This window comes from Falsiphaeobacter marinintestinus (genome assembly GCF_007923355.1).
Classification (GTDB): domain Bacteria; phylum Pseudomonadota; class Alphaproteobacteria; order Rhodobacterales; family Rhodobacteraceae; genus Phaeobacter_A; species Phaeobacter_A marinintestinus.
Map to the genome: position 1 here is coordinate 510,703 of NZ_VOGO01000002.1, position 25,730 is coordinate 536,432.

The window sequence follows — 25,730 nt, forward strand, 5'->3', positions numbered from 1 at the left end:
AAGTGAGGGCAAGATGACGATTGCATTCGTTTTTCCCGGGCAAGGGGCGCAAACCATCGGAATGGGCAAGGCGCTGGCGGACAGTTACCCGCAGGCCAAGGCCGTTTTTGATGAGGTCGACGAAGCTTTGGGTGAAAACCTGAGCGGGCTGATCTGGGACGGTGACATCGAAACCCTGACGCTGACGCAAAATGCGCAACCTGCGCTGATGGCGACGTCGATGGCGGCCATGCGCGCGCTGGAGTCCGAAGGTGTGGCAGTTACAACTGCGGCCTGCGTCGCGGGTCATTCGCTGGGTGAGTATTCAGCCTTGGCAGCCAGCGGGGCGATCAGCCTTGCGGATACGGCTCGTTTGCTGCGCACCCGTGGTCTGGCGATGCAGTCGGCGGTTCCGGTAGGGCAAGGCGCAATGGCGGCTGTGCTGGGTCTGGATCTGGCGGTCGTTCGCGAGGTGGCTGCCGAGGCCGCAGGGGACGATGTGTGCGAAGCCGCAAACGACAATGACCCGGCGCAAGTTGTGGTATCGGGCAGCAAAGCCGCTGTTGAACGTGCTGTGGACATTGCCAAGGCCAAGGGGGCCAAGCGGGCGCTGCTGTTGCCGGTGAGTGCTCCGTTTCATTGTGCATTGATGGAACCCGCCGCGCGAGTCATGGAAGAGGCTCTGGCCGGGGTTGAGATCAAATCTCCCGTCGTTCCGCTGATCGCAAATGTGTGCGCCGCTGCTGTGACAGACCCGGACGAGATCCGCGCGCTGTTGGTCGAACAGGTGACCGGAGCTGTGCGTTGGCGGGAAAGCGTGTTGGCCATGGCGGCTGATGGCGTGACCGAAATCTGGGAAATCGGCGCGGGCAAGGCTCTATCGGGCATGATCCGCCGGATCGACCGGTCGCTGGCCACCAAAGCCATTGGCACCCCAGAAGATGTTAAGTCTGCGGCGGGAAACGCTTAAATATCAGGGTCTTCTTGGAGGGCCTTAAGGGATTTTCCGAAGCGAAAATTCGGGACCATGAAGGAAACGGACATGTTTGATTTAACAGGAAAAACAGCGCTGATCACCGGGGCGTCTGGTGGCATCGGCGGCGAAATCGCCCGGACATTGCATGCCGCTGGTGCAACCGTTGGGCTGTCGGGCACGCGGGTCGAACCGCTCGAGGCATTGGCCGCCGAACTGGGGGAGCGTACCCATGTGCTGCCATGCAACCTGAGCGATTTCGAAGCGGTCGACGCTTTGCCCAAGCAGGCGATCGAGGCCATGGGCAGCGTCGACATTCTTGTGAACAACGCCGGTATCACACGCGACAACCTGTTTATGCGGATGTCGCATGACGAATGGCAAAGCGTGATCGACGTCAACCTGACGGCGGCCATGAAGCTGTGCAAAGGTGTATTGCGCGGCATGATGAAATCGCGGTGGGGCCGGATCGTGAATATCTCGTCCGTTGTGGGGGCCACCGGCAATCCGGGTCAGGGCAACTATTCGGCGGCCAAGGCTGGTTTGATCGGGATGTCGAAATCGCTGGCTTATGAAGTGGCGAGCCGGGGAATCACGGTAAATGCGGTTGCGCCTGGCTTTATCACCACGGCGATGACGGAAAAGCTGACAGACGATCAGAAATCGTCCATTCTGGGTCAGGTGCCGGCGGGACGGATGGGTGAACCATCTGAAATCGCGGCAGCTGTGTTGTATCTGGCCAGCCCGGAAGCGGCCTATGTCACCGGGACCACCTTGCATGTGAATGGTGGCATGGCCATGTTGTGACACGCTGACGGGGAAGCCCGGAAAGCGTTTGCCTTGTCCGCCGGTTATGTTATAGGCGGCCAAGATTTTGGGGGGGTCGACTGCAATGCAGGCCCTGCCGTACTCCGGATAACACCGGGACCGAGCCGCCCTGCAAGGGCTAGAGACCAAGCCACCCAAGGGGGCGAGGGCAGAACTGGGGCACTATGCCCCGAGTGAGATGAGGAAATGATATGAGCGACGTCGCAGATCGCGTTAAAAAGATCGTTGTGGAGCACCTTGGTGTTGAAGAGGAAAAAGTGACCGAGAATGCGTCGTTTATCGACGATCTTGGCGCTGACAGCCTTGACACCGTTGAGCTGGTCATGGCGTTCGAAGAAGAGTTCGGCATCGAAATCCCGGACGACGCGGCCGAAACCATCCAGACCTTTGGCGACGCAGTGAAGTTCATCTCTGAAGCTTCCTGATCACGGCTTTGAGCTGACAGAGTTTAACGGCGCTTCCCTTCATGGGAGGCGCCGTTTTCTTTTGCCCCCTCTTTGGGAATGCGTACAGTTGGCGCAGGCAGAGGAGGGTGCACAATGGCAGACCTGAAGGACATGTTCGGAGCCGCAGGCGAGAGCGGAACGTTTCTCGGGTTGCCGAAAGGGGACGTCAGCGACGCTGCAGCAGCCCCCAAAGCAGATATCGTGATCATGGGCGCGGATTGCGCCACGCCTTATGCGTCGGTCGGGGCCTATTGCGCGGGCGGGCCGGATGCGATCCGGGCCGGATCTGCGGATTATGCGGGCGACACCCGCAAGGTAAATTTCGACCTGTTGGGGCCGCTGCTTCCGGATGGGATCCGGGCCGTGGATGCGGGAAACCTGTCCGTCGATCCGTTGAATGCCCCGGCCAGCCGTGGGGCGATCCGTCAGGCGATCGGTCAGGTTTTGCAGGCCGGTGCTGTCCCTGTGCTTTTGGGCGGTGACGATTCCCTGCCAATTCCGATACTTGAGGCGATGGCACCTGCCGGTCCGCTGACGATCCTGCAGATCGACGCGCATATCGACTGGAGGGACGAGGTTGACGGAGAACGTCTGGGCCTGAGTTCAACCATGCGGCGGGCCAGTGAAATGGAGCATGTCGTGCAAATCATTCAGGTCGGGGCGCGTGGGGTCGGATCTGCCGGAATGGCCGAGCTTGAGGCGGCGCGCGACTGGGGGGCGGTGATTATCCCAGCCCATGACATGCCGCATGGTGGTCTGGACCGGGCCATCGACCTGATCCCCGAGGGGGGACAGATCGCCCTGTGCATCGATTGCGATGCGCTGGATCCCTCGATCATGCCCGCGGTGATCGCACCGACGGCGGGTGGGCTGACCTATGCGCAAGCTTTGTACCTGATCCGCGGCGCAGCGGCCCGTGGTCGCATCGCAGCCGTCGATCTGGTCGAGTTCATGCCAGAGCGGGACCAGAACGGTGCAGGCGCAGTTACGGCGGCGCAATTGCTGACCACGATCCTGGGGTTGATCGGCCGGCAGGTGGCAAACCCGCGCTCAGGTTGCGCGGTGTAACCCTTGCCCCACCCCCCTTGGGCAGGGTAAGAGCGGGTTTGAATTGGAATAGAGGCAAGAGGGCAGCGGAATGCGGAGAGTCGTGGTAACAGGACTGGGCCTTGTGACTCCTTTGGCCAGTGGGCTTGAGGAAAGTTGGTCACGGATTCTGGAAGGGCGTTCAGGCGCCGGACCAATCACGCGCTTTGACGCTGTGGAAAGCGGCGTGGTCACGACTTACGCGTGCGAAGTGCCGCGTGGCGATGGCTCGGACGGGACGTTCAATGCCGATGACTGGCTTGCGCCGAAAGAACAACGCAAGGTCGACGATTTTATCCTTTATGGCATGGCGGCTGCCGCGATGGCCGTCAAGGATGCCGACTGGATGCCCGAGGACGAAGCCGATCGGCTGCGCACTGGTGTGATCCTGGGCGCTGGCATTGGCGGGCTAAGCTCGATTGCTGATACAGCCGTGATGATTGAACAGCGTGGCCCGCGTCGGGTGTCTCCGTTCTTTATTCCCGGTTCGTTGATCAACCTGTTGTCAGGCCAGGTCAGCATCAAATACGGGTTCAAAGGGCCCAACCACGCTGTTGTCACCGCGTGCTCGACTGGTGCGCATTCGATCGGAGATGCGTCGCGACTGATCAAATACGGCGATGCGGATGTGATGATCGCAGGTGGTGGTGAGGCCGCGATTTGCAAGATTGGTATCGCCGGGTTCAATGCCTGCAAGGCGCTGAGCACCAAGTTTGCCGACAACCCGCAAGTGGCCAGCCGACCCTATGATGTGGACCGCGACGGTTTTGTGATGGGCGAAGGCGCTGGTGTTCTGGTCCTGGAAGAATACGAGCACGCCAAGGCGCGCGGCGCAAAGATCTATGCCGAGGTTCTGGGCTATGGTCTGTCCGGCGACGCCTATCACATCACCGCACCGTCCGAGGATGGTGATGGTGCGCAGCGGTCGATGCAGTCTGCATTGAACGATGCCGGGCTGGACCCGTCCGCCGTTGATTACATCAATGCCCATGGCACGTCGACAATGGCCGACACGATTGAGCTGGGGGCCGTTGAACGGTTGCTTGGCAGTGCGGCCAGCAAGGCCACCATGTCGTCAACCAAATCGATGACGGGCCACTTGCTGGGGGCTGCAGGCGCAATCGAGGCGATCTTTTCGATCCTCGCGATCCGCGATCAGGTGGCACCGCCCACGATCAACCTGGACAACCCGGCTGTGGACACCGTGTTGGACCTTGCGCCCAATGCCAAACGCGAGCGCGAGATTAACGTGGCGCTGTCGAACTCGTTCGGGTTTGGCGGCACGAATGCCAGCGTTCTGTTTGGAAAGACTGACTAATGTGGCGAAGCCTTGCGTCGAATGCGTTGACGGTTCTGGCGGTCGTTCTGTTTCTGGGAGCTGGAGTTATCCTTTGGGGGCAGTCGCAGTATTCGGCTGAGGGTCCGCTGGACACGGCGATCTGTTTGCGGGTTGAGCGGGGATCGAACATGACCCGCGTCAGCAAGGATCTGGAAGAGCAGGGTGCGGTCGTCAGCGGCACGATCTTTCGACTGGGGGCCGAGTATACTGATAAGTCTAACCAGTTGAAAGCAGGTAGCTTTCTGGTGCGTGAAGGGTCGTCGATGTCGGACATCGTCGATCAGGTCACGCGCGGGGGGGCCAGCACCTGTGGCACCGAAATCGTGTATCGCATCGGGGTGACCCGCACCACCGCGCTGGTTCGCGAGTTGGATCCGGCGACTTTGGAATATGTCGAACGTGCGGATTTCGATTTCTCTGAAGGCGAAGTCCCTGAAACTTATGTGAAAAAACGGGCTGAACGGGATACACGATATCGGATTGCGATGGCCGAAGGGGTGACCACCGCACAGGTAGTTCAAGCTCTGGAAGAGATTGACGTGCTGAGTGGTGAGGTGGCCAAACGCCCGCTTGAAGGCATGTTGGCACCGGACAGCTATGAAGTTCGCGATGGGGCGGATCGCGCTGCGTTGCTGGCTCAAATGGTTGAAAAACAAACACTTAGGATCAACGCGGCTTGGGAATCACGACAACCGGATGTGCCTTTGGCGGACCCGGAAGAGATGCTGATCCTGGCGTCGATCATCGAAAAGGAAACCGGAGTGCCGGAAGAACGGCGTCAGGTGGCTTCGGTGTTCACCAACCGATTGAACCGAGGCATGCGTTTGCAGACCGACCCGACGGTAATCTATGGCCTGACCAAGGGCGAATACGTGCTGGGAAGGGGCTTGCGTCAAAGTGAGCTTCGCAAGATAACGCCCTGGAATACTTATGTTATCGAAGGTCTTCCGCCGACTCCAATTGCCAACCCGGGGCTGGCTAGCCTTGAAGCTGCGGTGAACCCGGACGAGTCCGAGTACGTGTTCTTTGTGGCTGACGGAACCGGTGGTCATGCCTTTGCCGAGACGCTGGAAGAGCATAATCGCAACGTTGTCAAATGGCGCGAGATCGAGGCCGAGCGGAAGAAGAACTCAGGCAACTGAAGCGTACGCCCTGTTCGGGCCGGATTTACCGTTTTGTACCACCTTTGAAGACCGGTTTGACGGTTTTGTACAAAGGTGACACATGCGAATTTCGGTATCAGAGGCCCGAGCGCGGCTGGGGCAGTTGTGCGCACAGGCGCAGGACCCACGACAGATCATTATCCTAACGCGTCACGGACGCGACCTGGCTGCGATCGTGTCGTTGGAGGAGGTGCAGCGCATCTGGCGACTGCAAGAGGAGCAGTGGTTCGGACGCCGCCTGCCGTGGTCGGGCAAACGGCGCGGATCGGTCGTGTTGCCGATGGGGCTGACCCCGGGGCCGGACGGTCGGCTGGTGTCAACGCATGAGGCCGCAGAACAGGTGCGCGAGATCCAAATGACCCGAGTGGAGGAACGTCAGATGCTGGAAGCCGGTGGGTTGGAACCTGTTGAAGGTGGGGAGATTGGGGAGAGGGTTGCGCCGCAGTGGATCAAGTGGATCTTAGGTTGGTTTGGGTAAAGGTTTCGAAAAAACCGACTTTCACCGACGACCTACACAAGATCGCGGGTCGTTAGACTAGCCAAATTGATCTGGGTACCCGATCAATTCAATTCAGGTGATTTCCAGTACTTTGTGCCGCCAGCACTTGCGTTGACGCGCCAGCCGGTCTTGGACAAGGCAAAGAAAGAGCGACCGTCGACAAAGCGCACGGCTTCGGTTTCGCGGTCGTCGCCGGCCATTGCCCCGGCCTCGGCTGTGGCATCGTATCCGTATTTGATGAAATCGTCGAAGTCGGCGAGGGTTTCGAAGAGGAAGACAAACTTAGATTCGAAGCCCCCGATTCCAAGACCGACACCAAGTCCGCCTGTGCCCATGTTCATGTACGTCCGGGTGCCGTCCGGCGAAACAGCCACGCCCCGCCCGTATCCTGCTGTCACTGGAAAAACGGTAACCTTGCGGCTGTCGAATGCAGCATAACCGGCGCTGGATGCATACAGGGTTCTTGCGTCTGCGTTCTCAGCAAGCAGTTGTTCCAGAATGTCGGTGCTCATCTGGTCGAGCCGCGCGCGCGTTTGTTCCGGGGTGTCTTCGTTCGACACCAGTTTGGATGTTGAATCGACAGAGTCGGTGACGGCGTTTCCAACTGCGCCTGCGCCGTTTTTGATTGCGTCTCCGACGGAGCTTGCGCCTTTGCTGATTGCATCGCCTGATTTCTGGACGCCTTTTTTCAAGCTGCCCAGAACACCATCTGCTTGAGCTTGGCCTGTCAGCCCGGCGATTGCCAATAGAGCAACCCAAAAACTGGCGGTTCGCATGTCTGATCCTCCCAACCGGATCGGGTGAGCGTACACAGCTTGTGGGTGATGTTCCACAGGCTTGATCCGATTGTTGTCGTAGGTGTGAACGGGTCGAACGACGAAGCTGTAGTTGGCGCAACACATTGACTCTGCGAACGGTTTATCGTATAGGTTGTGTCATGCTAGAAGAAGTGGGTAGCGGCCTTTGGATCTGATCCGGGGGCCGTTTTTCGTTTCTCTCGTGCGGGGATCACTCAACGCATGAGGTCTTGACTTACATGACTTTGATTACCCCGGAAGAGCGTGTCCACAAGACGGCCGATTTGCTTCGGTCGCTTCAGGATTCGATTCAAGAACTGCGGCATATGGCGGAAGACCTGAAGGCGCAGATCGTGGCCGGGGAGGATGCAGATCTAACGGTTGGAAAACGGCAGGTGGACGAGATCGGGAAACTGATCCGGTCCTGCCAGAATGTGGAGGAGCGATTTGTTGAACACCATCACAAGCAGGCAGGGATTGCCAGGGGCGGATACGCGCTTGACCTTGACCGGGCTCGGACTGAGGTCGGGTGCAGATTGGCTCGCTTGCGCGCCTGCTGCCACACGCGAGAGGTTTCTGAGTGACATTGGGGAGGGGGGGCTTATGGCCCTCCCTTTTCTGTTCGAGTTCTGGGCGATGGAGCATCAGTTGCCGCCCGGGGGCGATTGGCGGTCGTGGGTTATTCTGGGCGGTCGGGGCGCGGGCAAGACGCGGGCAGGGGCGGAGTGGGTGCGCTCGGCCGTTGAGGGCGGGTTGCCGTTGGAGCCGGGGCGGTGCCGGCGGTTGGCCTTGGTCGGGGAGACCTATGATCAGGTGCGCGACGTGATGATCTTTGGCGATAGCGGTGTGCTGGCCTGTTCGCCGCCCGATCGCCGACCTGTGTGGAAGGCCGGGGAGCGGCGGTTGGTCTGGCCCAACGGGGCCGAGGCACAGGCGTTTTCGGCGTCTGACCCCGAGGCCTTGCGGGGGCCGCAGTTTGACGGGGCCTGGGTGGATGAGCTGGGCAAGTGGAAACGGGCGCAGGAGACGTGGGATCAGCTGCAGTTTGCGTTGCGGCTGGGGGATGATCCGAAGGTGTGCGTGACGACAACGCCGCGCAATGTGGGGGTGCTGAAGGCGCTTCTGGAAGCCCCATCGACGGTGCGGACCCATGCGCCGACCGAGGCCAACCGGGCCAATCTGGCGGCGTCGTTTCTGGAAGAGGTGCGGGCGCGCTATGCGGGCACGCGGATGGGGCGGCAAGAGCTGGACGGGGTGTTGCTGGCCGATGCCGAGGGGGCGTTGTGGACCGGGGCGATGCTAGAACGGGCGCGGGTGGCGGCTGCGCCGGATCTGGACCGGATCGTCGTGGCGCTGGACCCGTCGGTGACGGCGGGCGGTGATGAATGCGGGATCGTGGTCGTGGGGGCCTGTGTGCAGGGGCCGCCGGAGGACTGGCGGGCCTATGTGCTGGCGGACCAGACGGTATCGGGTCTGGGCCCTGCGGGATGGGCGCGGGCGGCGATTGCGGCGATGGATGAGTTCGGGGCCGAGCGGCTGGTGGCCGAGGTCAATCAGGGCGGCGCGCTGGTTGAGCAGGTGGTGCGGCAAGTTGATCCGTTGGTTCCGTATCGCGCTGTGCGGGCGGCACGGGGCAAGGTGGCGCGGGCCGAGCCGGTGGCGGCTTTGTACGAGCAGGGGCGCGTGAAACACCTGCCGGGGCTGACGGAGCTGGAAGAACAGATGTGCCAGATGACGGCGCAGGGATTTGACGGCTCGGGATCTCCGGATCGGGTCGATGCGTTGGTCTGGGCGTTGCATGAGCTGATCGTTGGGCCCGCGTTGACCTATCGCCGCCCCCGGGTGCGGGTTCTTTAGTGGTGCTCCAGGAGGCGCCGTTGGGATTTGGGTATTTGGAACAAGAAAGAAGCAGGGCGCGGCGCCGTGTTGCACCGGCACCGCGCGGTGGGTTTGCGAGTTCTTTCAGGTTTTAGCGGACATTGCATTTCAACGAGGCCGATGAGCGCGGCGGATCAGGCAAATAGGAGCATGGAGCATGGTTTTGGATTTCTTGCGTCGCGGGGCCAAGGCGGACGCACCAGAGAGCAAGGCGAGCGCGGCGGGGCCTGTGGTGGCGTGGCACAGCTCGGGTCGGGTGGCGTGGAGCCCACGCGATACGGTGTCTCTGACGCGGACGGGTTTTTCTGGCAACCCGGTTGGGTTTCGGTCGGTCAAGCTGATCGCAGAGGCGGCGGCGGCGCTGCCGTTGGTGTTGCAGAACCGGGTTGAGCGGTTTGACGTGCATCCGTTGATGCGCCTGGTCCAGCGCCCGAATGCGGCGCAGGGCCGGGCCGAATTGTTCGAGGCGGTGTTTGCGCAGCTGTTACTGTCGGGCAATGCTTATGTCGAGGCTGTGGCAGGGGACAGTGGCCTGCCGTTGGAACTGCACATGTTGCGGTCAGACCGGATGCGGGTGGTGCCCGGCGCGGATGGCTGGCCGGTGGCTTATGAATACAGCGTCGGGGCCAAGACGCATCGGTTTGCGGCTTCGGCGATCTGCCACATCAAGAGCTTTCATCCGCAGGATGATCATTACGGGTTTTCGCCCATGCAGGCGGCAGCCATGGCGGTGGATGTGCACAACAGTGCGTCACGCTGGTCAAAGGCGCTGCTGGATAATGCGGCGCGCCCCTCGGGTGCGTTGATCTGGAAAGGATCGGACGGGCAGGGCGTGATGGCCGATGATCAGTTCAAACGGTTGTCCGAAGAGATCGAGGCGAATTATCAGGGCGCGCGCAATGCCGGGCGGCCGATGGTGTTGGAAGGCGGGCTGGATTGGAAGCCGATGGGGTTTTCGCCCAGCGACATGGAGTTTCACAAGACCAAGGAAGCCGCCGCGCGCGAGATCGCGCTGGCCTTTGGGGTGCCGCCGATGCTGCTGGGGATTCAGGGCGACGCGACCTATTCCAATTACCAGGAGGCAAACCGGGCGTTTTATCGGTTGACGGTGCTGCCGTTGGCGACGCGGGTGGCTGCCGTGCTGGCGGATTGGCTTTCAGGGTTTTCGGGCGAGGATTTACAGCTGAAACCGGATCTGGATCAGGTGCCCGCGCTGGCTGCGGAACGGGATGCGCAATGGGCGCGGGTGTCGCAGGCGGATTTTCTGACACCGGCCGAAAAGCGTGTGCAGCTGGGTCTGCCCCCGCTGGCCGAGGCGGCTGCAGATGGCTGAGTATGATCCGTTTGACTGCGCGCCGGGGCTGCGGCTGGCGGCGCATGAGCGGGTCAGCGAGATCCATCACGCGCATCTGTGCAGCCGGCTGGATCGGCTGGACGAGATGATGGAGCGGCTGGAAAAACGGCTGTGGCTGACTGTCTACGGCGTGGTCGCGGTGATCCTGGCGCAGGCGGCGCAATCCTTTCTGGGGGTGAGTTGAAATGACACGAGAGGTGGGACCGATGGGTTGGGACACGTTGGAGACAAAATTCGCGCGGTTCGGAGACGGGCTGAGTGTCAGTGAGGATGCTGTGATCGAAGGCTATGCCAGTCTGTTCGGCGAGACCGATCAGGGCGGCGATGTGGTCGGCAAGGGGGCCTATGCGCGGTCATTGGCGGTTGAGGGCAAGCGGATCAAGATGCTGTGGCAGCATGATCCGGCCCAGCCCATCGGCGTTTGGGACGAGGTGCGCGAAGACGACCGGGGCCTGTGGGTCAAGGGGCGTCTGTTGGACAGCACGCAAAAAGGGCGCGAAGCGGCGGCGCTGATTGCGGCGGGGGCGCTGGACGGGCTGTCGATTGGGTATCGCACCAAGCGGGCCGTGAAGAATGACAAGGGCCAGAGGCTTTTGACGGAACTGGAGCTTTGGGAGGTGTCGGTGGTGACCTTTCCGATGCTGCCCAGTGCGCGGGTGGCGGCCAAGGGGCATTCCCTTGAGGCCGAGGACTCCTTGCGCGAATTGGCGGCGGTGCTTTCAGGCGCGCGGCTGGAGCTGGCGCGACGCTGAGCTAAGCGCCGAAACCTTACCCATAAGGATGTTCTGATGAGCAAGACCGAGTTTCCGGCCTTGGCCGGAGAAGGTGTGCCCCTGGTTCAGGAGGTGAAGCAGGCGATGACCGGCTTTGTCTCGGAGATCAAGGGCTTCCAAGACGAGATTCACACCAAACTGCAACAGACGGAAGAGCGACTGACCATGCTGGATCGTAAAACTCAAATCGCGGCACGCCCGCAGCTTTCGGCGGCCAATGACACAGGCGCCCCCCATCAAAAAGCGTTCGACGCTTATCTGCGGTCGGGCGATGACGACGGCTTGCGCGGGCTGGAGTTGGAAGGCAAAGCACTGTCGACGGCGGTGAATGTGGATGGCGGATACCTGGTGGATCCGCAGACCGCAGACATGGTGCAGTCGGTGCTGAATTCGACAGCGTCGATCCGGGCGATTGCGTCGGTGGTCAATGTCGAAGCGACGTCGTTTGACGTGCTGATTGATCATACCGAACTGGGCGCGGGCTGGGCCTCGGAAACCGGGTCGGTCACGGAAACGGCGACTCCGCAGATTGACCGGATCACCATTCCGCTGCACGAGCTGTCGGCATTGCCGAAAGCATCGCAGCGGCTGCTGGATGACAGCGCGTTTGACATCGAAAGCTGGTTGTCAGGCCGTATCGCCGACAAGTTCGCCCGCGCCGAGGCGGATGCGTTCATCAATGGGGATGGGTCGGACAAGCCGACCGGCATTCTGAACTATCCTGCCGTTGACAATGACGTCTGGGCCTGGGGCAGTCTGGGCTATGTGCCGACAGGGGTTGCCGGGGGCATCGATGATGGCGATGCGATTGTCGATCTGGTCTATGCGCTTGGGGCGCAGTATCGCGCAAATGGCACCTTCGTGATGAATTCGAAAACCGCCGGGGTGATCCGCAAGCTGAAGGATGCCGATGGCCGCTTCCTGTGGTCGGATGGTCTGGCCGCGGGTGAGCCTGCGCGTCTGATGGGGTATCCGGTGCTGATTGCCGAGGATATGCCGGATGTGGCGACCGATAGCCATGCGATTGCGTTTGGTGATTTCTCGGCCGGGTACACCATTGCCGAGCGCCCGGATTTGCGCGTGCTGCGCGATCCGTTCAGCGCCAAGCCGCATGTCCTGTTCTATGCGACCAAGCGTGTCGGCGGGGATGTCAGCGACTTTGCGGCGATCAAACTGCTGAAATTCGGCACTGCGTAAGCGGTGACGGATCGCGGGGGGCCAGTGCGGCCCTTCGTGCGCGGGCGCGTGTCAGTTGAGACCCTCCATGTTGTCTAGCTGCTCCCCTCCGTCCGAGCGACATGGGGTGATGCGCGTCCGCATTTTGGCGACGATGAGGCCCGGAGGGGGTCGGATTTGCGGAGAGAATTCATGATGTTGACCGAAGTGACCACCGTTGCCGATGCGGCTTTGCCGGTGGATGAGTTCAAGGCGCATTTGCGGCTGGGAACCGGGTTTGGCGAAGAAACCCTGCAGGACGCGGTGCTGACAAGTTTCCTGCGTGCGGCGATTGCGGCCATCGAAGGGCGCACGGGCAAGGTGTTGCTGAGCCGTGATTTCACCTGGGAGATCGCGGATTGGTCGGATCGGTCTGGGCAAGGGCTGCCGGTGGCTCCGGTGAATGCGGTGTCTGCGGTGGTCTTGATCGGCGCGGATGAGAGCGAAACTGTCGTTGCGTATACGCTGTACCGGTTGCGCCGGGATGCGGTTGAACCGCGCCTGTTTCCAACCGGCACGCTGCTGCCTCGGGTCGAGACCAAGGGCAGTGTGCGGATCAATTTCAACGCCGGGATGTCATCGGACTGGGGCGGGTTGCCCGCTGATCTGGGGCAGGCGGTGCTGCTGCTGGCGGCGCATTATTACGAATACCGGGACGAGACCGCGTTGGGCGAAGGGTGCATGCCGTTTGGTGTGAGCAGCCTGTTGCAACGCTATCGCAAGCTGCGGGTCACGTTGGGAGGGGTGCAATGAAACAGCCCAACCTGAACCGAAAGCTGGTTTTGGAAGCCCCCGCGCGCGTCAGCGACGGCGCGGGCGGGTTTTCCGAAATCTGGACTGCCTTGGGTGAGCTTTGGGCCGAGATGCGGGCCCGCACCGGACGTGAGCGCGCCGAGGCCGGGATGCCGGTATCGGCGGTCGCTTACAGGATCGTGGTGCGGGCGGCGCCTGTGGGGTCGGCAATGCGGCCGACCCCGGAGCAGCGGTTACGGGACGGCGCGCGGGTGTTCGTGATCCGCGCGGTGGCCGATGTGGATGCGCAGGGGCGGTTTCTGACCTGTTTCGCAGATGAGGAGACAGCGGCATGAGCTATGGAATGGCGGGGCCGCTGCAGGCCGCGATTTATCAGCATTTGCTGTCTGATGCTGGCGTTTCGGCGCTGATCGGGGGGGCGGTCTATGACGCGCTGCCCGCCGGGGACGTACCGGCGACCTATGTCAGCATCGGCCTGGAGGATGTGCGCGACGCCTCGGACAAAAGCGGCGCCGGGGCGCAGCATCGGATTACCATTTCGGTGATCAGTGACGCGACAGGTTTTGCGACGGCCAAGGACGTGGCAGGCGCGGTCAGCGATGCGCTGGACGGTGCTCCGCTGAGCCTGAGCCGGGGCCGATTGGTGGGGCTGTGGTTCGAGCGGGCGCGGGCGCGTCGCGACGGGACAGCCCAGCAGTTGCGGCGCATTGATCTGAAGTTCCGCGCGCGTGTGGAAGACGATTAACCCTTCAACCATTGGAGAATAGGCATGGGTGCCCAGAACGGTAAGGACCTGCTGGTCAAAGTCGACATGACCGGCAGCGGTCAGTTTGAAACCATTGCGGGGCTGCGCGCCACGCGAGTCAGTTTTAACGCGGAAAGTGTGGATGTGACGAGCCTGGAAAGCCAGGGCGGCTGGCGCGAGCTGTTGTCGGGGGCCGGGGTGAAATCGGCGTCGATTTCAGGATCGGGCGTGTTCAAGGATGAAGGTACCGACGAGCGGGCGCGCCAGTTGTTCTTTGACGGCGAAACGCCTGCCTTTCAGGTGATCATCCCGGATTTCGGCATTGTAGAGGGTGCGTTTCAGGTGACCTCGCTTGAATATGCCGGATCGCACAATGGCGAGGCCACGTATGAAATGGCGATGGCAAGCGCCGGGGCGCTGACCTTTACGGGGCTCTGATCATGGCCAATCCGTGGACGGGGGAAGTGGCGTTGGTCATCGACGGGCAGCGGAGCGTTATGAAGCTGACGCTTGGGGCCTTGGCCGAACTTGAGGCGTCGCTGGACGCGGGGTCTCTGGTTGAGCTGGTGGAACGGTTCGAAGGCGGGCGGTTTTCCAGTCGCGAGGTTCTGGCGTTGGTGGTTGCGGGCTTGCGCGGGGGCGGGGCCGATATCGCGGCGGCGGACCTGATGCAGGCCGAGATTGACGGCGGGCCGATGGAAGCGGCCCGCGCGGCAGCCGAGTTGCTGGCGCGCGCCTTCATGGTGCCGGGGGTCACGTGAGCGGGATCGACTGGCCCGCGCTGATGCGGGCCGGGTTGGAGGGGCTGCGCCTGACACCGGATCAGTTCTGGCGGCTGACCCCGGCCGAGCTGCGGCTGATGCTGGGGCAAGGTGCGGGGCAGGCTCCGCTGAACCGGTCGGGACTGGACGCGCTGATGGCGGCCTGGCCGGACCGCAGAGAGGATGAGAGCGATGAGTGATCAGGACGGAGTGTCAGATCTGCGCGACGCGTCAGAGGGGCTGGAAGACAGCCTGTCGAGCGCGGCGAACATGGCGGCGGGGTTCGATGCCGAACTGCGCCGGGTGCGCGAGGCTTTGGCGGCGACAGGCAAGGATGCGCAATCGTTGGAACGCGGGTTGTCCAAGGGCCTGCGCCGGGCGTTTGACGGGGTGGTGTTTGATGGCATGAAGCTGTCGGATGCGTTGGAAACCGTGGCCCGGTCGATGATCCAGACCAGCTATGCGGCGGCGATCAAACCGGTGACCAATCAAATCGGCGGGCTGTTTGCGGATGGCGTCACCAGCCTTGTGAAAAGCATTCTGCCTTTTGCCGACGGTGCGAGTTTCAGTCAGGGCCGGGTGATGCCGTTTGCCAATGGCGGCGTTGTCAGCAGTCCGACCATGTTCCCGATGCGCGGTGGCACCGGGCTGATGGGCGAGGCTGGGCCCGAGGCGATCATGCCGCTGACCCGTGGCGCCGACGGCAAGCTGGGCGTGCGCAGCGCGGGCGGTGGATCGACGACTGTCGTGATGAACGTCACCACCCCGGATGTGCAGGGGTTTCAGCGCAGCAAGGGGCAGATCGCGGCGCAGATGAGCCGGGCCTTGGGGCGCGGCGCGCGCAATCGCTAATTCGGGGAGCAGGACATGAGTTTTCATGATGTGAGATTTCCGGCCTCGCTGAGCTTTGGCTCGGTCGGGGGGCCAGAGCGGCGGACCGATATCGTGACGCTGGCCAACGGGTTCGAGGAACGCAACACGCCCTGGGCGCATTCACGCAGGCGCTATGATGCGGGTCTGGGGATGCGGTCGCTGGACGACATCGAAACGCTGATCGCGTTTTTCGAGGCGCGGCGTGGGCAGATTTACGGGTTCCGCTGGAAGGACTGGTCGGATTTCAAGACCGCGAAAGCCTCGCAAGAGGTGCGGTTTGACGATCAGGTGATCGGGGACGGCGATGGCAGTTCCGTCCAGTTCCAGCTGAGTAAGACGTATCGGTCGGGCGCGTTCACTTATGCCCGTCCGATTTCGAAACCCGTGGTCGGGTCGGTGCGTGTGGGGATCGGGCAGGATGAACTGCGCGACGGCGTCGACTATGAGATCGATGCGGGCACGGGCCTGGTGACATTCGCGTTTGCGCCGGGCGAAGAGGCGAAAGTGGTGGCCGGGTTTGAATTTGACGTGCCGGTGCGGTTTGACACGGATCGGATTCAGACAAGCGTGGCCAGCTTTCAGGCCGGCGATGTGCCGAATGTTCCAGTGGTCGAGGTGCGGGTCTGATGGCTGGGCAGGACGCGGCGTTTCGCGCGCATGTTGAGAGCGGGCTGACGACCCTGTGCCGGTGCTGGGCAATCACGCGCAGCGATGGGGTGCAATACGGGTTTACGGATCACGATTGTGCTTTGGTGTTCGACGGTTTGACGTTCAAAGCCGACACGGGCTTGAGCGCGTTGGCGTTGCAGCAAAGTACGGGGCTGTCGGTCGATAACTCGGAAGCGGTGGGTGCGCTGAGCGATGCGGCTGTGCGCGAAGAGGATATCGAGGCCGGGCGCTTTGACGGGGCCGAGGTGCGGGCGTGGCTGGTGAATTGGGCCGATGTATCGGTGCGTTGGCTGCAGTTTCGCGGGGCTTTGGGTGAGATCCGGCGCAGCGGCGGGCAGTTCAACGCCGAGTTGCGCGGGCTGACCGACAAGCTGAACCGGCCCTTGGGGCGGGTGTATCAAAAGCCGTGCACGGCAGTGCTGGGTGACAGGAACTGCGGGTTTGATCTGTCAGAGCCGGGGTATTTCACGGAAAGGCCTGTTGAAGACCTTGGTGACGGGCGGGCCTATCGCTGGGCGGATCTGAACGAGTTTGAACCGGGGTGGTTTGCGCGTGGCAGGCTGTCGGTTCTGTCGGGGCAGGCCAGCGGGCTATGGGGCGCGATCAAGCGGGACTGGATCGATGATGGTGTCCGCGTGATCGAGCTGTGGGAGCCGATCCGGGGTGGCATCGGGACCGGCGATATGGTGCGGCTGGAAGCTGGTTGTGACAAACGGTTCGACACCTGTCGTCTCAAGTTCAACAACCTGCCGAACTATCAGGGGTTTCCGGACATCCCGTCCGACGACTGGATGATGGCGGTGCCCAAGCAAAGCGGCACCAATTCGGGCGGGAGCCTGAGGTGATGGGCGGGCGCGCAGAGGTTGTGGCGGCGGCAAGACGCTGGATCGGGACACCGTATCGGCATCAGGCGTCGGTGCGGGGCGCGGGCACCGATTGTCTGGGCCTTGTGCGCGGGGTGTGGCGCGACGTGCTGGGCGGTGAGCCTGAAACGGTGCCTGCCTATTCGATGGACTGGTCTGAACCGCAAGGTGAAGAACGCATGTGGGCGGCGGCCTGTCGTCACCTGCGCGAAAAGCCTTTGGGCGCGGTTGAGAGTGGCGACGTGATCCTGTTTCGGATGCGGGCGGGATCGGTCGCGAAACATGTGGGGATCGTGTCGGACACGGGCCCGGGTCAGGCGTTCATTCACGCGTATTCGGGTCATGGCGTGGTCGAAAGCCCGCTAAGCGCGCCCTGGGCGCGGCGGATCGTGGCGCGGTTCGAATACCCGATTGAAAATGCAACTGAAATTCCGGCGGAGGTGCTCTGATGGCGACGATTGTTCTTTCTGCGGTCGGGGCCGCTGTCGGCGGGTCGATTGGCGGTACGGTGGCCGGGCTGACGGCGGTTGCGCTTGGCCGGGCGGCGGGCGCCACTTTGGGCCGGATCATCGACCAGCGGTTGCTGGGCGTGGGATCGGACCCTGTCGAGACCGGCAAGGTTGACCGGTTTCGCCTGACCCAGACCGGGGACGGGGCGCCAGTTACCCAGATTTATGGCCGGATGCGATTAGGCGGGCAGGTCATCTGGGCCTCGGATTTTCAGGAATCCTCGACAACGACGGGGGGCGGCAAGGGGTCTGCCCCTAAACCCAAAACGACGACCTACAGCTATTCGGTGTCCATGGCGATTGCCCTTTGCGAGGGCGAGATTGCGACGGTTGGCCGGGTCTGGGCCGACGGCGAGGAAGTCGCGCCCGACGACCTGAACATGCGAGTCTATGTCGGCAGCCGGGATCAGGCACCCGATCCGTTGATGGAGGCGATTGAGGGCACAGGGCAGGTGCCAGCCTATCGCGGAACGGCCTATGTGGTGATGGAAAACCTGTCGTTGGAGCAATTCGGCAACCGGGTGCCGCAGTTTTCGTTCGAGGTTATCCGTCCGGTACAGCCCGAGGCCGAGGAATTTGCGCAGGATCTGGGGCAGATCGTGCGGGGCGTTGCGATGATGCCCGGAACCGGGGAATACGCGTTGGCGACCAGCAGCGTGTATTACTCGAACGGGCAGGGTGGTCAGTGGGCCGCCAACATCAACACGCCGTCGGGCAAAAGCGATTTTGCGACGTCTCTGGATGCGTTGTCGGAAGAATTGCCAACTTGCGATGCGGCGTCTTTGATCGTGTCCTGGTTCGGCGATGATCTGCGCTGTGGGACCTGTTCCATCGTGCCCAAGGTCGAGCAGCAAGAAGCTGACGGAGCGGGAATGCCGTGGTCTGTGTCTGGGCTGTCGCGGGCTGCGGCGACGCCGATTACACGGGTTGAGGACCGGCCGATCTATGGCGGCACGCCAGCGGACGGGGCGGTGATCGAAGCGATCCGGGATATGCGCGCAGCGGGGCGGCGGGTGATGTTTTATCCGTTCATCCTGATGGAGCAATTGGTGGGCAATGCGTTGCCGAACCCCTGGACCGGTGAAGACGGGCAACCGCACCTGCCGTGGCGCGGGCGGATCACCTTGTCGGTGGCACCCGGTCAAGAGGGCAGCCCGGATGGAACGGCGGCGGCGGATGCCGAAGTTGCTGCGTTTTTCGGAACGGCCTCGGCTGCTGATTTTGCGGTGAGTGATGGGGGGGTGACATATTCGGGGTCTGCGGATTGGGGGTTTCGCCGCTTCATCCTGCATTACGCGGCTTTGTGTGCGGCCGCGGGGGGCGTGGAGTCATTCTGTATCGGGTCCGAGATGCGTGGACTGACGCAGATCCGGGGGGCAGCTGGCTTTCCGGCGGTCCAGGCCTTGCGCGATTTAGCGTCTGAAGTCCGTGTGCTTTTGGGGCCGGACGTCAAGATCGGCTATGCAGCGGATTGGTCGGAGTACTTCGGGTATTCTCCGGACGACGGCAGCGGGGATCGGTTTTTCCACCTTGATCCGCTTTGGGCGGATGAGGTCATCGATTTCATCGGGATCGACAATTACATGCCGGTGTCGGACTGGCGGGATGGCGAGGATCATACGGACCTTAAGGCGGGCTGGCAGGACATCTATGATCCTGCTTATCTGGACAGCAATGTCGAAGGTGGCGAGGGGTATGACTGGTATTACCATTCCGACGCCGCGCGGGATGCGCAGGTCCGCACCCCGATCGAAGACCTGGCGCATGGCGAGCCTTGGATTTGGCGGTACAAGGATTTGCGCAGCTGGTGGTCTCAGCCGCATCGCGAGCGGATTGGCGGCGTGCGCCAAGAAGCGGCGACCGACTGGGTGCCGGAATCCAAGCCGATCTGGTTCACCGAACTGGGCTGCGCCGCCGTCGACAAAGGCACGAACGAGCCGAACAAGTTCCTTGATCCGAAATCATCCGAGTCCAGTTTGCCGAAGTATTCCAATGGGATGCGGGACGATCTGATCCAGATCAGTTATCTGAGGGCGGTTCTGGGCCATTGGGCACAAGGGGATGCCAACCCGGTTTCAGGGATTTACGGCGGTCCCATGATCGACCTGGACAATGCCTATGTCTGGGCCTGGGATGCACGTCCGTTTCCGGCGTTTCCCAACACCGCTGATCAGTGGAGCGATGGCGCGAACTATGCCACCGGTCACTGGTTGAACGGGCGCGCCGGAATACGCACGCTGGCTTCGGTCGTGGCCGAGATTTGCCAGCGGGCCGAGGTGACTGACATTGATACGTCGGCGTTGTTCGGGGTGGTGCGGGGATATGTGGTCGAGGATGTGTCGGATGCGCGGGCGGCGTTGCAGCCGCTGATGCTGCGCTATGGGTTTGACGCCATCGAACGCGATGGCGCGCTGGTGTTCGTGATGCGGCAAGGCGGTCGGGCGACAGATCTGGACCCGGAGCGGTTTGTCGAGACCAGCGAACTGGACGGCGGGCTGGAACAGACTCGGGACTCTGAGGTCGAAATGACCGGGCGCGTGCGGGTTCGGTTTATCGAAACCGGGGCCGATTATGAGGTGGCTGCCGAAGAGGCCGTATTGCCAACCGATGCGACCCATTCAGTCACGTCCAACGATCTGGCGTTGTCGATGACCCGGGGCGAGGGACGGCATGTGGCCGAACGCTGGTTGAGCGAGGCACGTATTTCCCGCGACTCCGTCCGGTTCGGATTGCCGCCGTCCGAGATGGCTTTGGGGGCCGGGGATGTGGTGCGCTTACCGGGAGACGGAGATGAGCGCGACGCGTTGTATCGGATCGACAGCGTCGAGCAATCCGGGTTCCAGTTGATTGACGCTGTGCGGATCGAACCGCAGGTCTATCTGCCCTCGGAAGGGGCCGAACAATTGCCCAGCCAGTCGGGCTTTGTCGCGCCGGTGCCTGTGCTGCCGCTGTTTCTGGACTTGCCGCTGATGACAGGGGATGAGGTTGAACATGCGCCCCATATCGCCTGTACGGCAACGCCGTGGCCGGGCACGGTTGCAGTCTATTCTTCAGGGTCTGACGAAAACTATGCATTGGGCGAAATCCTTGCCGCACGGTCTGTGATCGGGGTGACCGAAACGCCGATGAATGCTGCCGGTGCCGGGCGCTGGGATCATGGTGAACCGGTGCAGGTGCGGTTGCTGAACGGAGCACTGGAAGCCAAGGACGCTTTGGCGGTTTTGAATGGGGCCAATCTGGCTGCCATTGGCGACGGCAGCAGCGGAGCGTGGGAGTTGTTCCAGTTTACCGGGGCCGAGCTGATTGCGCCGGATACCTATAGGCTGTCGGGCCGGTTGCGCGGGCAGGTCGGAAGCGATGGCGCGATGCCGGGCATCTGGCCCGTCGGATCCTGGTTTGTGCTGATGAATGGGGTGCCTGAGCAGATTGATCTGACCAGTGCGCAACGGCGGTTAGAGCGGCATTACAGGATCGGCCCGGCGCAGCGAGGCTATGACGACCCGTCATATGTCCACAGGGTTGAGACATTTGATGGCAATGGGTTGCGGCCCTATGCGCCGTGCCATCTGCGGGTGACTGGACAGCCGGGTGATGATCGGGAAATCAGCTGGATCCGGCGCACGCGGATTGATGGCGACAGCTGGGACATGCCCGAAGTGCCGCTTGGCGAAGAAAGCGAAAGCTATCTGGTGCGGGTCTGGAACGGCGACTCACTGCTGCGCGAGGCCAGCGTCGGGCAACCGGCATGGACCTATTCAGCGTCGATGCAGGCGGCGGATGGAACGGCGACACCGCGGATCACGGTGGCGCAGGTGTCGGCGCGCTATGGGCCCGGATCATTTGCCAGTGTCGAGATTGGGGCCTGACGCGATGCGCCTGGTTTTGCATGGCGATGTCTCAAACGCGGCGCGCGCTTTGCTGCGGGTCCCACAGGACGGGCGCGAAGACGTGTGCGCCCGTCTGATCGCCGAGGCCGAAATGGCCGACCGACACGTAAAGCGAACCGGGCAGGCGCATCCCTTGTGGGGCAACGGATCGCTAATGTCTGCAGCGCGGCGGCGGCCTTTGGCGGATGAACCCGGTTTTGACGATCTGGCGTTTTGCCAGTGTTTTGAAACCGTTGTGCAGGCCCTGATCCGCCATCACCTTAGCCGGAAGCACAACTGACGCAGCGTGTCGCGGTCAGGTTCAGCTCAAGCCGTTTTGGTGGAATCGGATCGCCGCATGCGTCGCAATACCCAAATTCGTCTTCGCCAATACGAGCGAGCGCGGCCCTAAGCCCGGTGGTTTCAGCGTCGCGCCGGGCCTGCTGCGCCTTGGCCATCGCCTGATTCTGAAGCGCATCCATGCGACTGAGACGGCCGACCGATTGTTGATCCAACTGGACGACCGCCTGACCGTCCCGGCCCATTTCGGATTGCGCTGAGAGGGTCTGCAACCGCTCACAGATCAGGGTTTTGAAGCGCAGAATTTCCGTATTATTCATAATTTCGATGTACCCCATCACAGGATTGCGATTGGTTTTCCGGTCTCGCACGCATATCCTATGTGAATTGGAGGACGCATGACCATGGCTGAAACGCGCACAAAGATCACGCCGGTCGATCCCGTCTGGGACCAGATTCGGAACGAAGCACAGGACATCGTGCAAGACGAACCGCTGATGGGCGGGCTTGTCCATGCCTGTATTCTACACCACCACCGCATCGAAAAGGCGCTATCTTATCGGATTGCGGCCAAACTGTCATCGAACGAGATGTCGATGGTGATCCTGCGGGAAATTGCGGAAGATGCCTATACGACGTCGCCCGAACTGGTCGAAGCGGCCCGTGCCGACCTGATGGCGGTTTACGAACGCGATCCGGCCTGCCACCGGCTGGTGCAGCCGATCCTGTACTACAAAGGGTATCAGGCCATGCAGGCCTATCGCGTCGGACATTGGCTGTGGGAGCGGGGCCAGCACGATCTGGCGTATTTCCTGCAAATGCGGATTTCCGAGATCTTCGGGGTTGACGTGCACCCGGCCGCGCGGATCGGCAAGGGCATCATGATCGACCATGCGCATTCCATCGTTATTGGCGAGACGGCTGTGGTGGGTGACAATGTGTCGATGTTGCATTCGGTGACTCTGGGCGGCACCGGCAAGGAAGAAGAAGACCGGCATCCCAAGATCGAAGACGGCGTTCTGATAGGGGCAGGGGCCAAGGTCCTTGGCAACATCCGTGTGGGCCATTGCAGCCGCATTGCCGCCGGGTCGGTTGTTCTGGCAGATGTGCCGCCATGCAAAACGGTGGCCGGGGTGCCGGCCAAGATCGTTGGCGAGGCCGGGTGTGATCAACCGTCTGTCCAGATGAACCAGATTATTGGTGGCAAGACCTGACCTCGGGGCTGGAGCCTTAAGGCCAAATTCGCCGATAGCCGAACAAACGAAAAAGCGCGCCTAGATGGCGCGCTTTTGCTGTATCAGGATGCTGAGACCAGAGAACGCGACCATCAAGCGACCGACGCGCTCTGTGTCTGTGTCAGGCCAGCATGGTCAGCGGGTTTTCAAGGTTCTCGACAATGGCTTTTAGCAGTTCGGCCCCAAGCGCCCCATCGATGACACGGTGATCGACCGACATGGTGACCGACATCACGGTTGCCACGGTCAGCTCTCCATCTTCGCCCACGACCGGTTTCTTGACACCAGTGCCGACAGCCAGAATGCCCGCATGCGGCGGATTCACGATGGCGTCGAAATTGTCGATGCCGAACATCCCGAGGTTCGAAATCGCAAAAGTGCCGCCCTGGTATTCATGCGGTGCAAGCTTGCGATCACGTGCACGGGCGGCCAGATCTTTCATCTCGGTCGAAAGCGCTGACAGCGATTTCATGTCGGCGTCTTGCAGCACAGGGGTGAACAATCCGCCTTCGATTGCGACCGCAACGGCCACGTCTGACGGTTTCAGTTGCAACAAGCGATCACCGGCCCAGACCGCGTTACAGGCCGGAACCTGTTGCAGCGCGTTGGCGACGGCCTTGATGATGAAGTCATTGACGCTGAGCTTCACGCCGCGCCCCTCAAGCTGCTTGTTCAGCTGCGCGCGGAACTTGAGCAACGCATCCAGTTTGATATCCCGGCGCAGGTAGAAATGCGGGATGGTTTGTTTGGCTTCGCTGAGCCGCGCGGCGATGGTTTTGCGCATGCCGTCCAGCTTGATCTCTTCATAGTCGCGGTCCGCGTACATTTTCGCGACCATATCCGCTGACGGGCCGGTGGCCGGAGCAGGAGCTGGTGCGGCAGCAGGCGCAGGGGCGGCTGGTGTCGAGGCAACGGCGGGTTGCGCGCTTGCGCCTTCCACGTCGGCCTTGACGATACGACCATGCGGGCCGGAGCCTTTAATCTGGCTCAGATCCAGCCCCTTTTGCGACGCAATGCGACGGGCAAGCGGGGACGCAAAAATGCGGGTGCCGGACGCCGATGTCGGGGCTGCCGGGGCAGGGGCGGCTGTCTCGGAGGCCACAGGGGCCGCCTCGACACCCGCGTCGGCTGCGGGTGCAGCCTCGGGCGTTGCGGCGGGCGTGGATGAGATATCATCGGCGCTTTCGCCCTCTTCCAGCAGGACGGCGATCAAGGTGTTCACCTTGACCCCTTCGGTGCCTTCCGGGATCAGGATCTTGCCAACGGTGCCTTCGTCGACGGCTTCGAATTCCATCGTGGCTTTGTCGGTTTCAATCTCGGCCAGAAGGTCGCCGGAAGAGACAGTGTCGCCTTCCTTGACCAGCCATTTTGCGAGTGTGCCTTCTTCCATTGTCGGGGAGAGAGCGGGCATCAGGATTTCGGTGGGCATGTGTCGTGCTCCTTACCGGTAGGTCACTTGTTTCACGGCAGCGATCACTTCGTCGGTGGTGATCAGCGCGTGTTTTTCGAGGTTCGCGGCATAGGGCATCGGCACGTCCTTGCCGGTGCAATTGATGACCGGGGCGTCGAGGTAATCGAACGCTTCCTGCATCACAACCGAGCTGATGTAGCTGCCAACCGAACCCTGCGGCCAGCCTTCTTCGACGGTCACAAGCCGGTTGGTTTTCATCACCGAGTTGATGATGGCGGGCGTATCCATTGGGCGCAGGGTCCGCAGGTCGATGACCTCGGCACTAATGCCGTCTTCGGCCAGTTTGTCGGCGGCTTCGAGCGCGTATTGCATGCCGATACCGAAGCTGACGATGGTGACATCGCTGCCTTCCCGCCAGATGCGGGCCTTGCCGAAGGGAACGGTGTAATCCTCGATATCGGGCACATCGAAGTTGCGGCCATAGAGGATTTCGTTTTCCAGGAAGATCACAGGGTTGGGATCGCGGATTGCTGATTTCAGCAGGCCTTTGGCGTCTGAGGCACAATAGGGCATCGCGACTTTCAGGCCGGGGATCTGCATGTACCAGGCTGCATAATCCTGACTGTGCTGGGCGGCAACGCGCGCGGCGGCCCCATTGGGGCCACGGAACACCATGGGCGCGCCCATTTGGCCACCCGACATGTACAGCGTCTTGGCGGCCGAGTTGATGATCTGGTCAATCGCTTGCATGGCGAAGTTGAAGGTCATGAACTCGACAATCGGTTTCAGTCCACCAAAGGATGACCCGACCGCGATCCCGGCAAAACCGTGCTCGGTGATCGGGGTGTCGATGACACGGCGCGAGCCGAATTCGTCCAGCAGCCCTTGCGAGATTTTGTAGGCGCCCTGATATTCGGCGACTTCTTCGCCCATCAGATAGACGTCTTCGTCGGCGCGCATTTCTTCGGCCATGGCGTCGCGCAAGGCTTCGCGCACGGTCTGCTGTTTCATCGCCGTGCCTTCGGGCCAGTCTGGCGTCAAGTCGACCTGGGGCGCCGCCGGAACAGATGCGGCAGGGGCGGTTGCCTCAACGGCCACAGGGGCCGCATCGGCGCCCGCGTCGGCTGCTGGCGCAGCCTCGGCCACGTCATCGACGCTTTCGCCTTCTTCAACCAAGATGGCGATGGGGGTGTTGACCTTCACGTTTTCGGTACCATCGGCGATCAGGATCTTGCCGATGATACCTTCGTCGACAGCTTCGAATTCCATCGTCGCCTTGTCGGTTTCGATCTCGGCCATGATATCGCCCGAGGATACTGTATCGCCTTCCTTGACCAGCCATTTGGCCAGCGTGCCTTCCTCCATGGTCGGCGACAAGGCGGGCATGAGAATATTAATTGCCATGTCGTGGATCT

At 61.8% G+C, this 25,730-nt stretch carries 30 protein-coding genes; 26 read left to right on the forward strand and 4 right to left on the reverse strand.

The window, feature by feature from the left end:
- Positions 1–13: 13 nt before the first annotated feature.
- From fabD to FOY56_RS06860, 7 genes are all read left to right on the forward strand, one after another.
- Positions 14–949 carry an ACP S-malonyltransferase gene (fabD, locus tag FOY56_RS06830; RefSeq protein WP_146345059.1) on the forward strand — a complete coding sequence of 312 codons (936 nt, stop codon included), beginning with the start codon at positions 14–16 and terminating at the stop codon, positions 947–949.
- Between the two features lie 72 nt (positions 950–1,021).
- On the forward strand, positions 1,022–1,759 hold the full coding sequence (gene fabG, locus FOY56_RS06835; RefSeq protein ID WP_146345060.1) for a 3-oxoacyl-[acyl-carrier-protein] reductase: 738 nt from the start codon (positions 1,022–1,024) through the stop codon (positions 1,757–1,759).
- A gap of 212 nt (positions 1,760–1,971) precedes the next feature.
- Complete coding sequence (locus FOY56_RS06840) at positions 1,972–2,205, forward strand: acyl carrier protein (protein WP_146345061.1); 234 nt, start codon at positions 1,972–1,974, stop codon at positions 2,203–2,205.
- A 114-nt stretch (positions 2,206–2,319) separates the two neighbouring features.
- The gene (locus FOY56_RS06845) at positions 2,320–3,294 is read left to right on the forward strand and encodes an arginase family protein (RefSeq protein WP_146345062.1); all 975 of its coding nucleotides are present in this window, start codon (positions 2,320–2,322) and stop codon (positions 3,292–3,294) included.
- A gap of 70 nt (positions 3,295–3,364) precedes the next feature.
- Positions 3,365–4,630, forward strand: a complete 1,266-nt coding sequence (fabF, locus tag FOY56_RS06850; protein ID WP_146345063.1) for a beta-ketoacyl-ACP synthase II — start codon at positions 3,365–3,367, stop codon at positions 4,628–4,630.
- A complete protein-coding gene (gene mltG / locus FOY56_RS06855; protein ID WP_146345064.1) occupies positions 4,630–5,793 on the forward strand; it encodes an endolytic transglycosylase MltG in 1,164 nt (387 codons plus the stop codon). The genes fabF and mltG overlap by 1 nt, the downstream gene beginning before the upstream one ends.
- An 82-nt stretch (positions 5,794–5,875) precedes the next feature.
- On the forward strand, positions 5,876–6,292 hold the full coding sequence (locus FOY56_RS06860) for a type II toxin-antitoxin system Phd/YefM family antitoxin (RefSeq protein ID WP_146345065.1): 417 nt from the start codon (positions 5,876–5,878) through the stop codon (positions 6,290–6,292).
- A gap of 83 nt (positions 6,293–6,375) precedes the next feature.
- Here FOY56_RS06860 and FOY56_RS06865 read toward each other — a convergent pair whose 3' ends face one another.
- The gene (locus FOY56_RS06865) at positions 6,376–7,089 is read right to left on the reverse strand and encodes a lipid-binding SYLF domain-containing protein (protein ID WP_146345066.1); all 714 of its coding nucleotides are present in this window, start codon (positions 7,087–7,089) and stop codon (positions 6,376–6,378) included.
- Between the two features lie 260 nt (positions 7,090–7,349).
- Between FOY56_RS06865 and FOY56_RS23910 the strand changes: the two genes are divergently transcribed.
- From FOY56_RS23910 to FOY56_RS06955, 18 genes are all read left to right on the forward strand, one after another.
- Positions 7,350–7,694: a hypothetical protein gene (locus FOY56_RS23910; RefSeq protein WP_146345067.1), complete on the forward strand. Its 345-nt coding sequence runs from the start codon at positions 7,350–7,352 to the stop codon at positions 7,692–7,694.
- A gap of 19 nt (positions 7,695–7,713) precedes the next feature.
- On the forward strand, positions 7,714–8,967 hold the full coding sequence (locus FOY56_RS06875) for a DNA-packaging protein (protein ID WP_146345068.1): 1,254 nt from the start codon (positions 7,714–7,716) through the stop codon (positions 8,965–8,967).
- Positions 8,968–9,145: 178 nt separating this feature from the next.
- A complete protein-coding gene (locus tag FOY56_RS06880) occupies positions 9,146–10,321 on the forward strand; it encodes a phage portal protein (RefSeq protein WP_146345069.1) in 1,176 nt (391 codons plus the stop codon).
- The gene (locus FOY56_RS06885; RefSeq protein WP_146345070.1) at positions 10,314–10,526 is read left to right on the forward strand and encodes a GTA head formation protein, RCAP_rcc01685 family; all 213 of its coding nucleotides are present in this window, start codon (positions 10,314–10,316) and stop codon (positions 10,524–10,526) included. Before FOY56_RS06880 ends, FOY56_RS06885 begins: the two co-directional genes overlap by 8 nt.
- 22 nt (positions 10,527–10,548) lie before the next feature.
- Positions 10,549–11,094: an HK97 family phage prohead protease gene (locus FOY56_RS06890; RefSeq protein WP_146345164.1), complete on the forward strand. Its 546-nt coding sequence runs from the start codon at positions 10,549–10,551 to the stop codon at positions 11,092–11,094.
- Between the two features lie 36 nt (positions 11,095–11,130).
- On the forward strand, positions 11,131–12,312 hold the full coding sequence (locus tag FOY56_RS06895) for a phage major capsid protein (protein ID WP_146345071.1): 1,182 nt from the start codon (positions 11,131–11,133) through the stop codon (positions 12,310–12,312).
- A gap of 171 nt (positions 12,313–12,483) precedes the next feature.
- Complete coding sequence (locus FOY56_RS06900) at positions 12,484–13,083, forward strand: head-tail connector protein (protein ID WP_146345072.1); 600 nt, start codon at positions 12,484–12,486, stop codon at positions 13,081–13,083.
- Positions 13,080–13,418 (forward strand): head-tail adaptor protein, encoded by a 339-nt coding sequence (locus FOY56_RS06905; protein WP_146345073.1) that lies wholly within the window; start codon positions 13,080–13,082, stop codon positions 13,416–13,418. Before FOY56_RS06900 ends, FOY56_RS06905 begins: the two co-directional genes overlap by 4 nt.
- On the forward strand, positions 13,415–13,828 hold the full coding sequence (locus tag FOY56_RS06910) for a DUF3168 domain-containing protein (protein ID WP_146345074.1): 414 nt from the start codon (positions 13,415–13,417) through the stop codon (positions 13,826–13,828). Before FOY56_RS06905 ends, FOY56_RS06910 begins: the two co-directional genes overlap by 4 nt.
- 24 nt (positions 13,829–13,852) lie before the next feature.
- Positions 13,853–14,266, forward strand: a complete 414-nt coding sequence (locus FOY56_RS06915) for a phage major tail protein, TP901-1 family (RefSeq protein ID WP_146345075.1) — start codon at positions 13,853–13,855, stop codon at positions 14,264–14,266.
- Between the two features lie 2 nt (positions 14,267–14,268).
- Entirely contained in the window at positions 14,269–14,589 is a 321-nt protein-coding gene (locus tag FOY56_RS06920) for a gene transfer agent family protein (protein ID WP_146345076.1), read from the forward strand.
- Positions 14,586–14,789, forward strand: coding sequence for a rcc01693 family protein (locus tag FOY56_RS06925; RefSeq protein WP_146345077.1), 204 nt, complete (start codon positions 14,586–14,588; stop codon positions 14,787–14,789). Before FOY56_RS06920 ends, FOY56_RS06925 begins: the two co-directional genes overlap by 4 nt.
- Positions 14,782–15,441 (forward strand): RcGTA-type gene transfer agent tail tape measure protein, encoded by a 660-nt coding sequence (locus FOY56_RS06930; RefSeq protein WP_146345078.1) that lies wholly within the window; start codon positions 14,782–14,784, stop codon positions 15,439–15,441. Before FOY56_RS06925 ends, FOY56_RS06930 begins: the two co-directional genes overlap by 8 nt.
- Before the next feature lie 15 nt (positions 15,442–15,456).
- A complete protein-coding gene (locus tag FOY56_RS06935) occupies positions 15,457–16,089 on the forward strand; it encodes a DUF2460 domain-containing protein (RefSeq protein ID WP_146345079.1) in 633 nt (210 codons plus the stop codon).
- Positions 16,089–16,976, forward strand: a complete 888-nt coding sequence (locus FOY56_RS06940) for a phage/gene transfer agent baseplate hub protein (protein ID WP_146345080.1) — start codon at positions 16,089–16,091, stop codon at positions 16,974–16,976. Before FOY56_RS06935 ends, FOY56_RS06940 begins: the two co-directional genes overlap by 1 nt.
- Positions 16,976–17,443, forward strand: a complete 468-nt coding sequence (locus tag FOY56_RS06945) for an NlpC/P60 family protein (protein WP_146345081.1) — start codon at positions 16,976–16,978, stop codon at positions 17,441–17,443. The genes FOY56_RS06940 and FOY56_RS06945 overlap by 1 nt, the downstream gene beginning before the upstream one ends.
- Positions 17,443–21,369, forward strand: coding sequence for a baseplate multidomain protein megatron (locus tag FOY56_RS06950; RefSeq protein ID WP_146345082.1), 3,927 nt, complete (start codon positions 17,443–17,445; stop codon positions 21,367–21,369). The genes FOY56_RS06945 and FOY56_RS06950 overlap by 1 nt, the downstream gene beginning before the upstream one ends.
- Positions 21,370–21,373: 4 nt before the next feature.
- Positions 21,374–21,670 (forward strand): DUF7742 family protein, encoded by a 297-nt coding sequence (locus tag FOY56_RS06955; RefSeq protein ID WP_146345083.1) that lies wholly within the window; start codon positions 21,374–21,376, stop codon positions 21,668–21,670.
- On the opposite strand, the gene FOY56_RS06960 is transcribed toward FOY56_RS06955, so the two are convergent.
- On the reverse strand, positions 21,651–21,989 hold the full coding sequence (locus FOY56_RS06960) for a TraR/DksA family transcriptional regulator (RefSeq protein ID WP_146345084.1): 339 nt from the start codon (positions 21,987–21,989) through the stop codon (positions 21,651–21,653). The two genes, FOY56_RS06955 and FOY56_RS06960, sit on opposite strands and share 20 nt — an antisense overlap.
- A gap of 84 nt (positions 21,990–22,073) precedes the next feature.
- Here FOY56_RS06960 and cysE point away from each other — a divergent pair, with 84 nt between their 5' ends.
- The gene (gene cysE / locus FOY56_RS06965) at positions 22,074–22,883 is read left to right on the forward strand and encodes a serine O-acetyltransferase (protein WP_146345165.1); all 810 of its coding nucleotides are present in this window, start codon (positions 22,074–22,076) and stop codon (positions 22,881–22,883) included.
- A gap of 142 nt (positions 22,884–23,025) precedes the next feature.
- Here the strand turns inward: cysE and FOY56_RS06970 are convergent, their stop codons facing one another.
- Together FOY56_RS06970 and FOY56_RS06975 are read right to left on the reverse strand one after the other, a co-directional pair.
- Positions 23,026–24,333: a pyruvate dehydrogenase complex dihydrolipoamide acetyltransferase gene (locus tag FOY56_RS06970; protein ID WP_146345085.1), complete on the reverse strand. Its 1,308-nt coding sequence runs from the start codon at positions 24,331–24,333 to the stop codon at positions 23,026–23,028.
- 12 nt (positions 24,334–24,345) lie between these two features.
- Complete coding sequence (locus FOY56_RS06975) at positions 24,346–25,719, reverse strand: pyruvate dehydrogenase complex E1 component subunit beta (protein ID WP_146345086.1); 1,374 nt, start codon at positions 25,717–25,719, stop codon at positions 24,346–24,348.
- Positions 25,720–25,730: the final 11 nt, after the last annotated feature.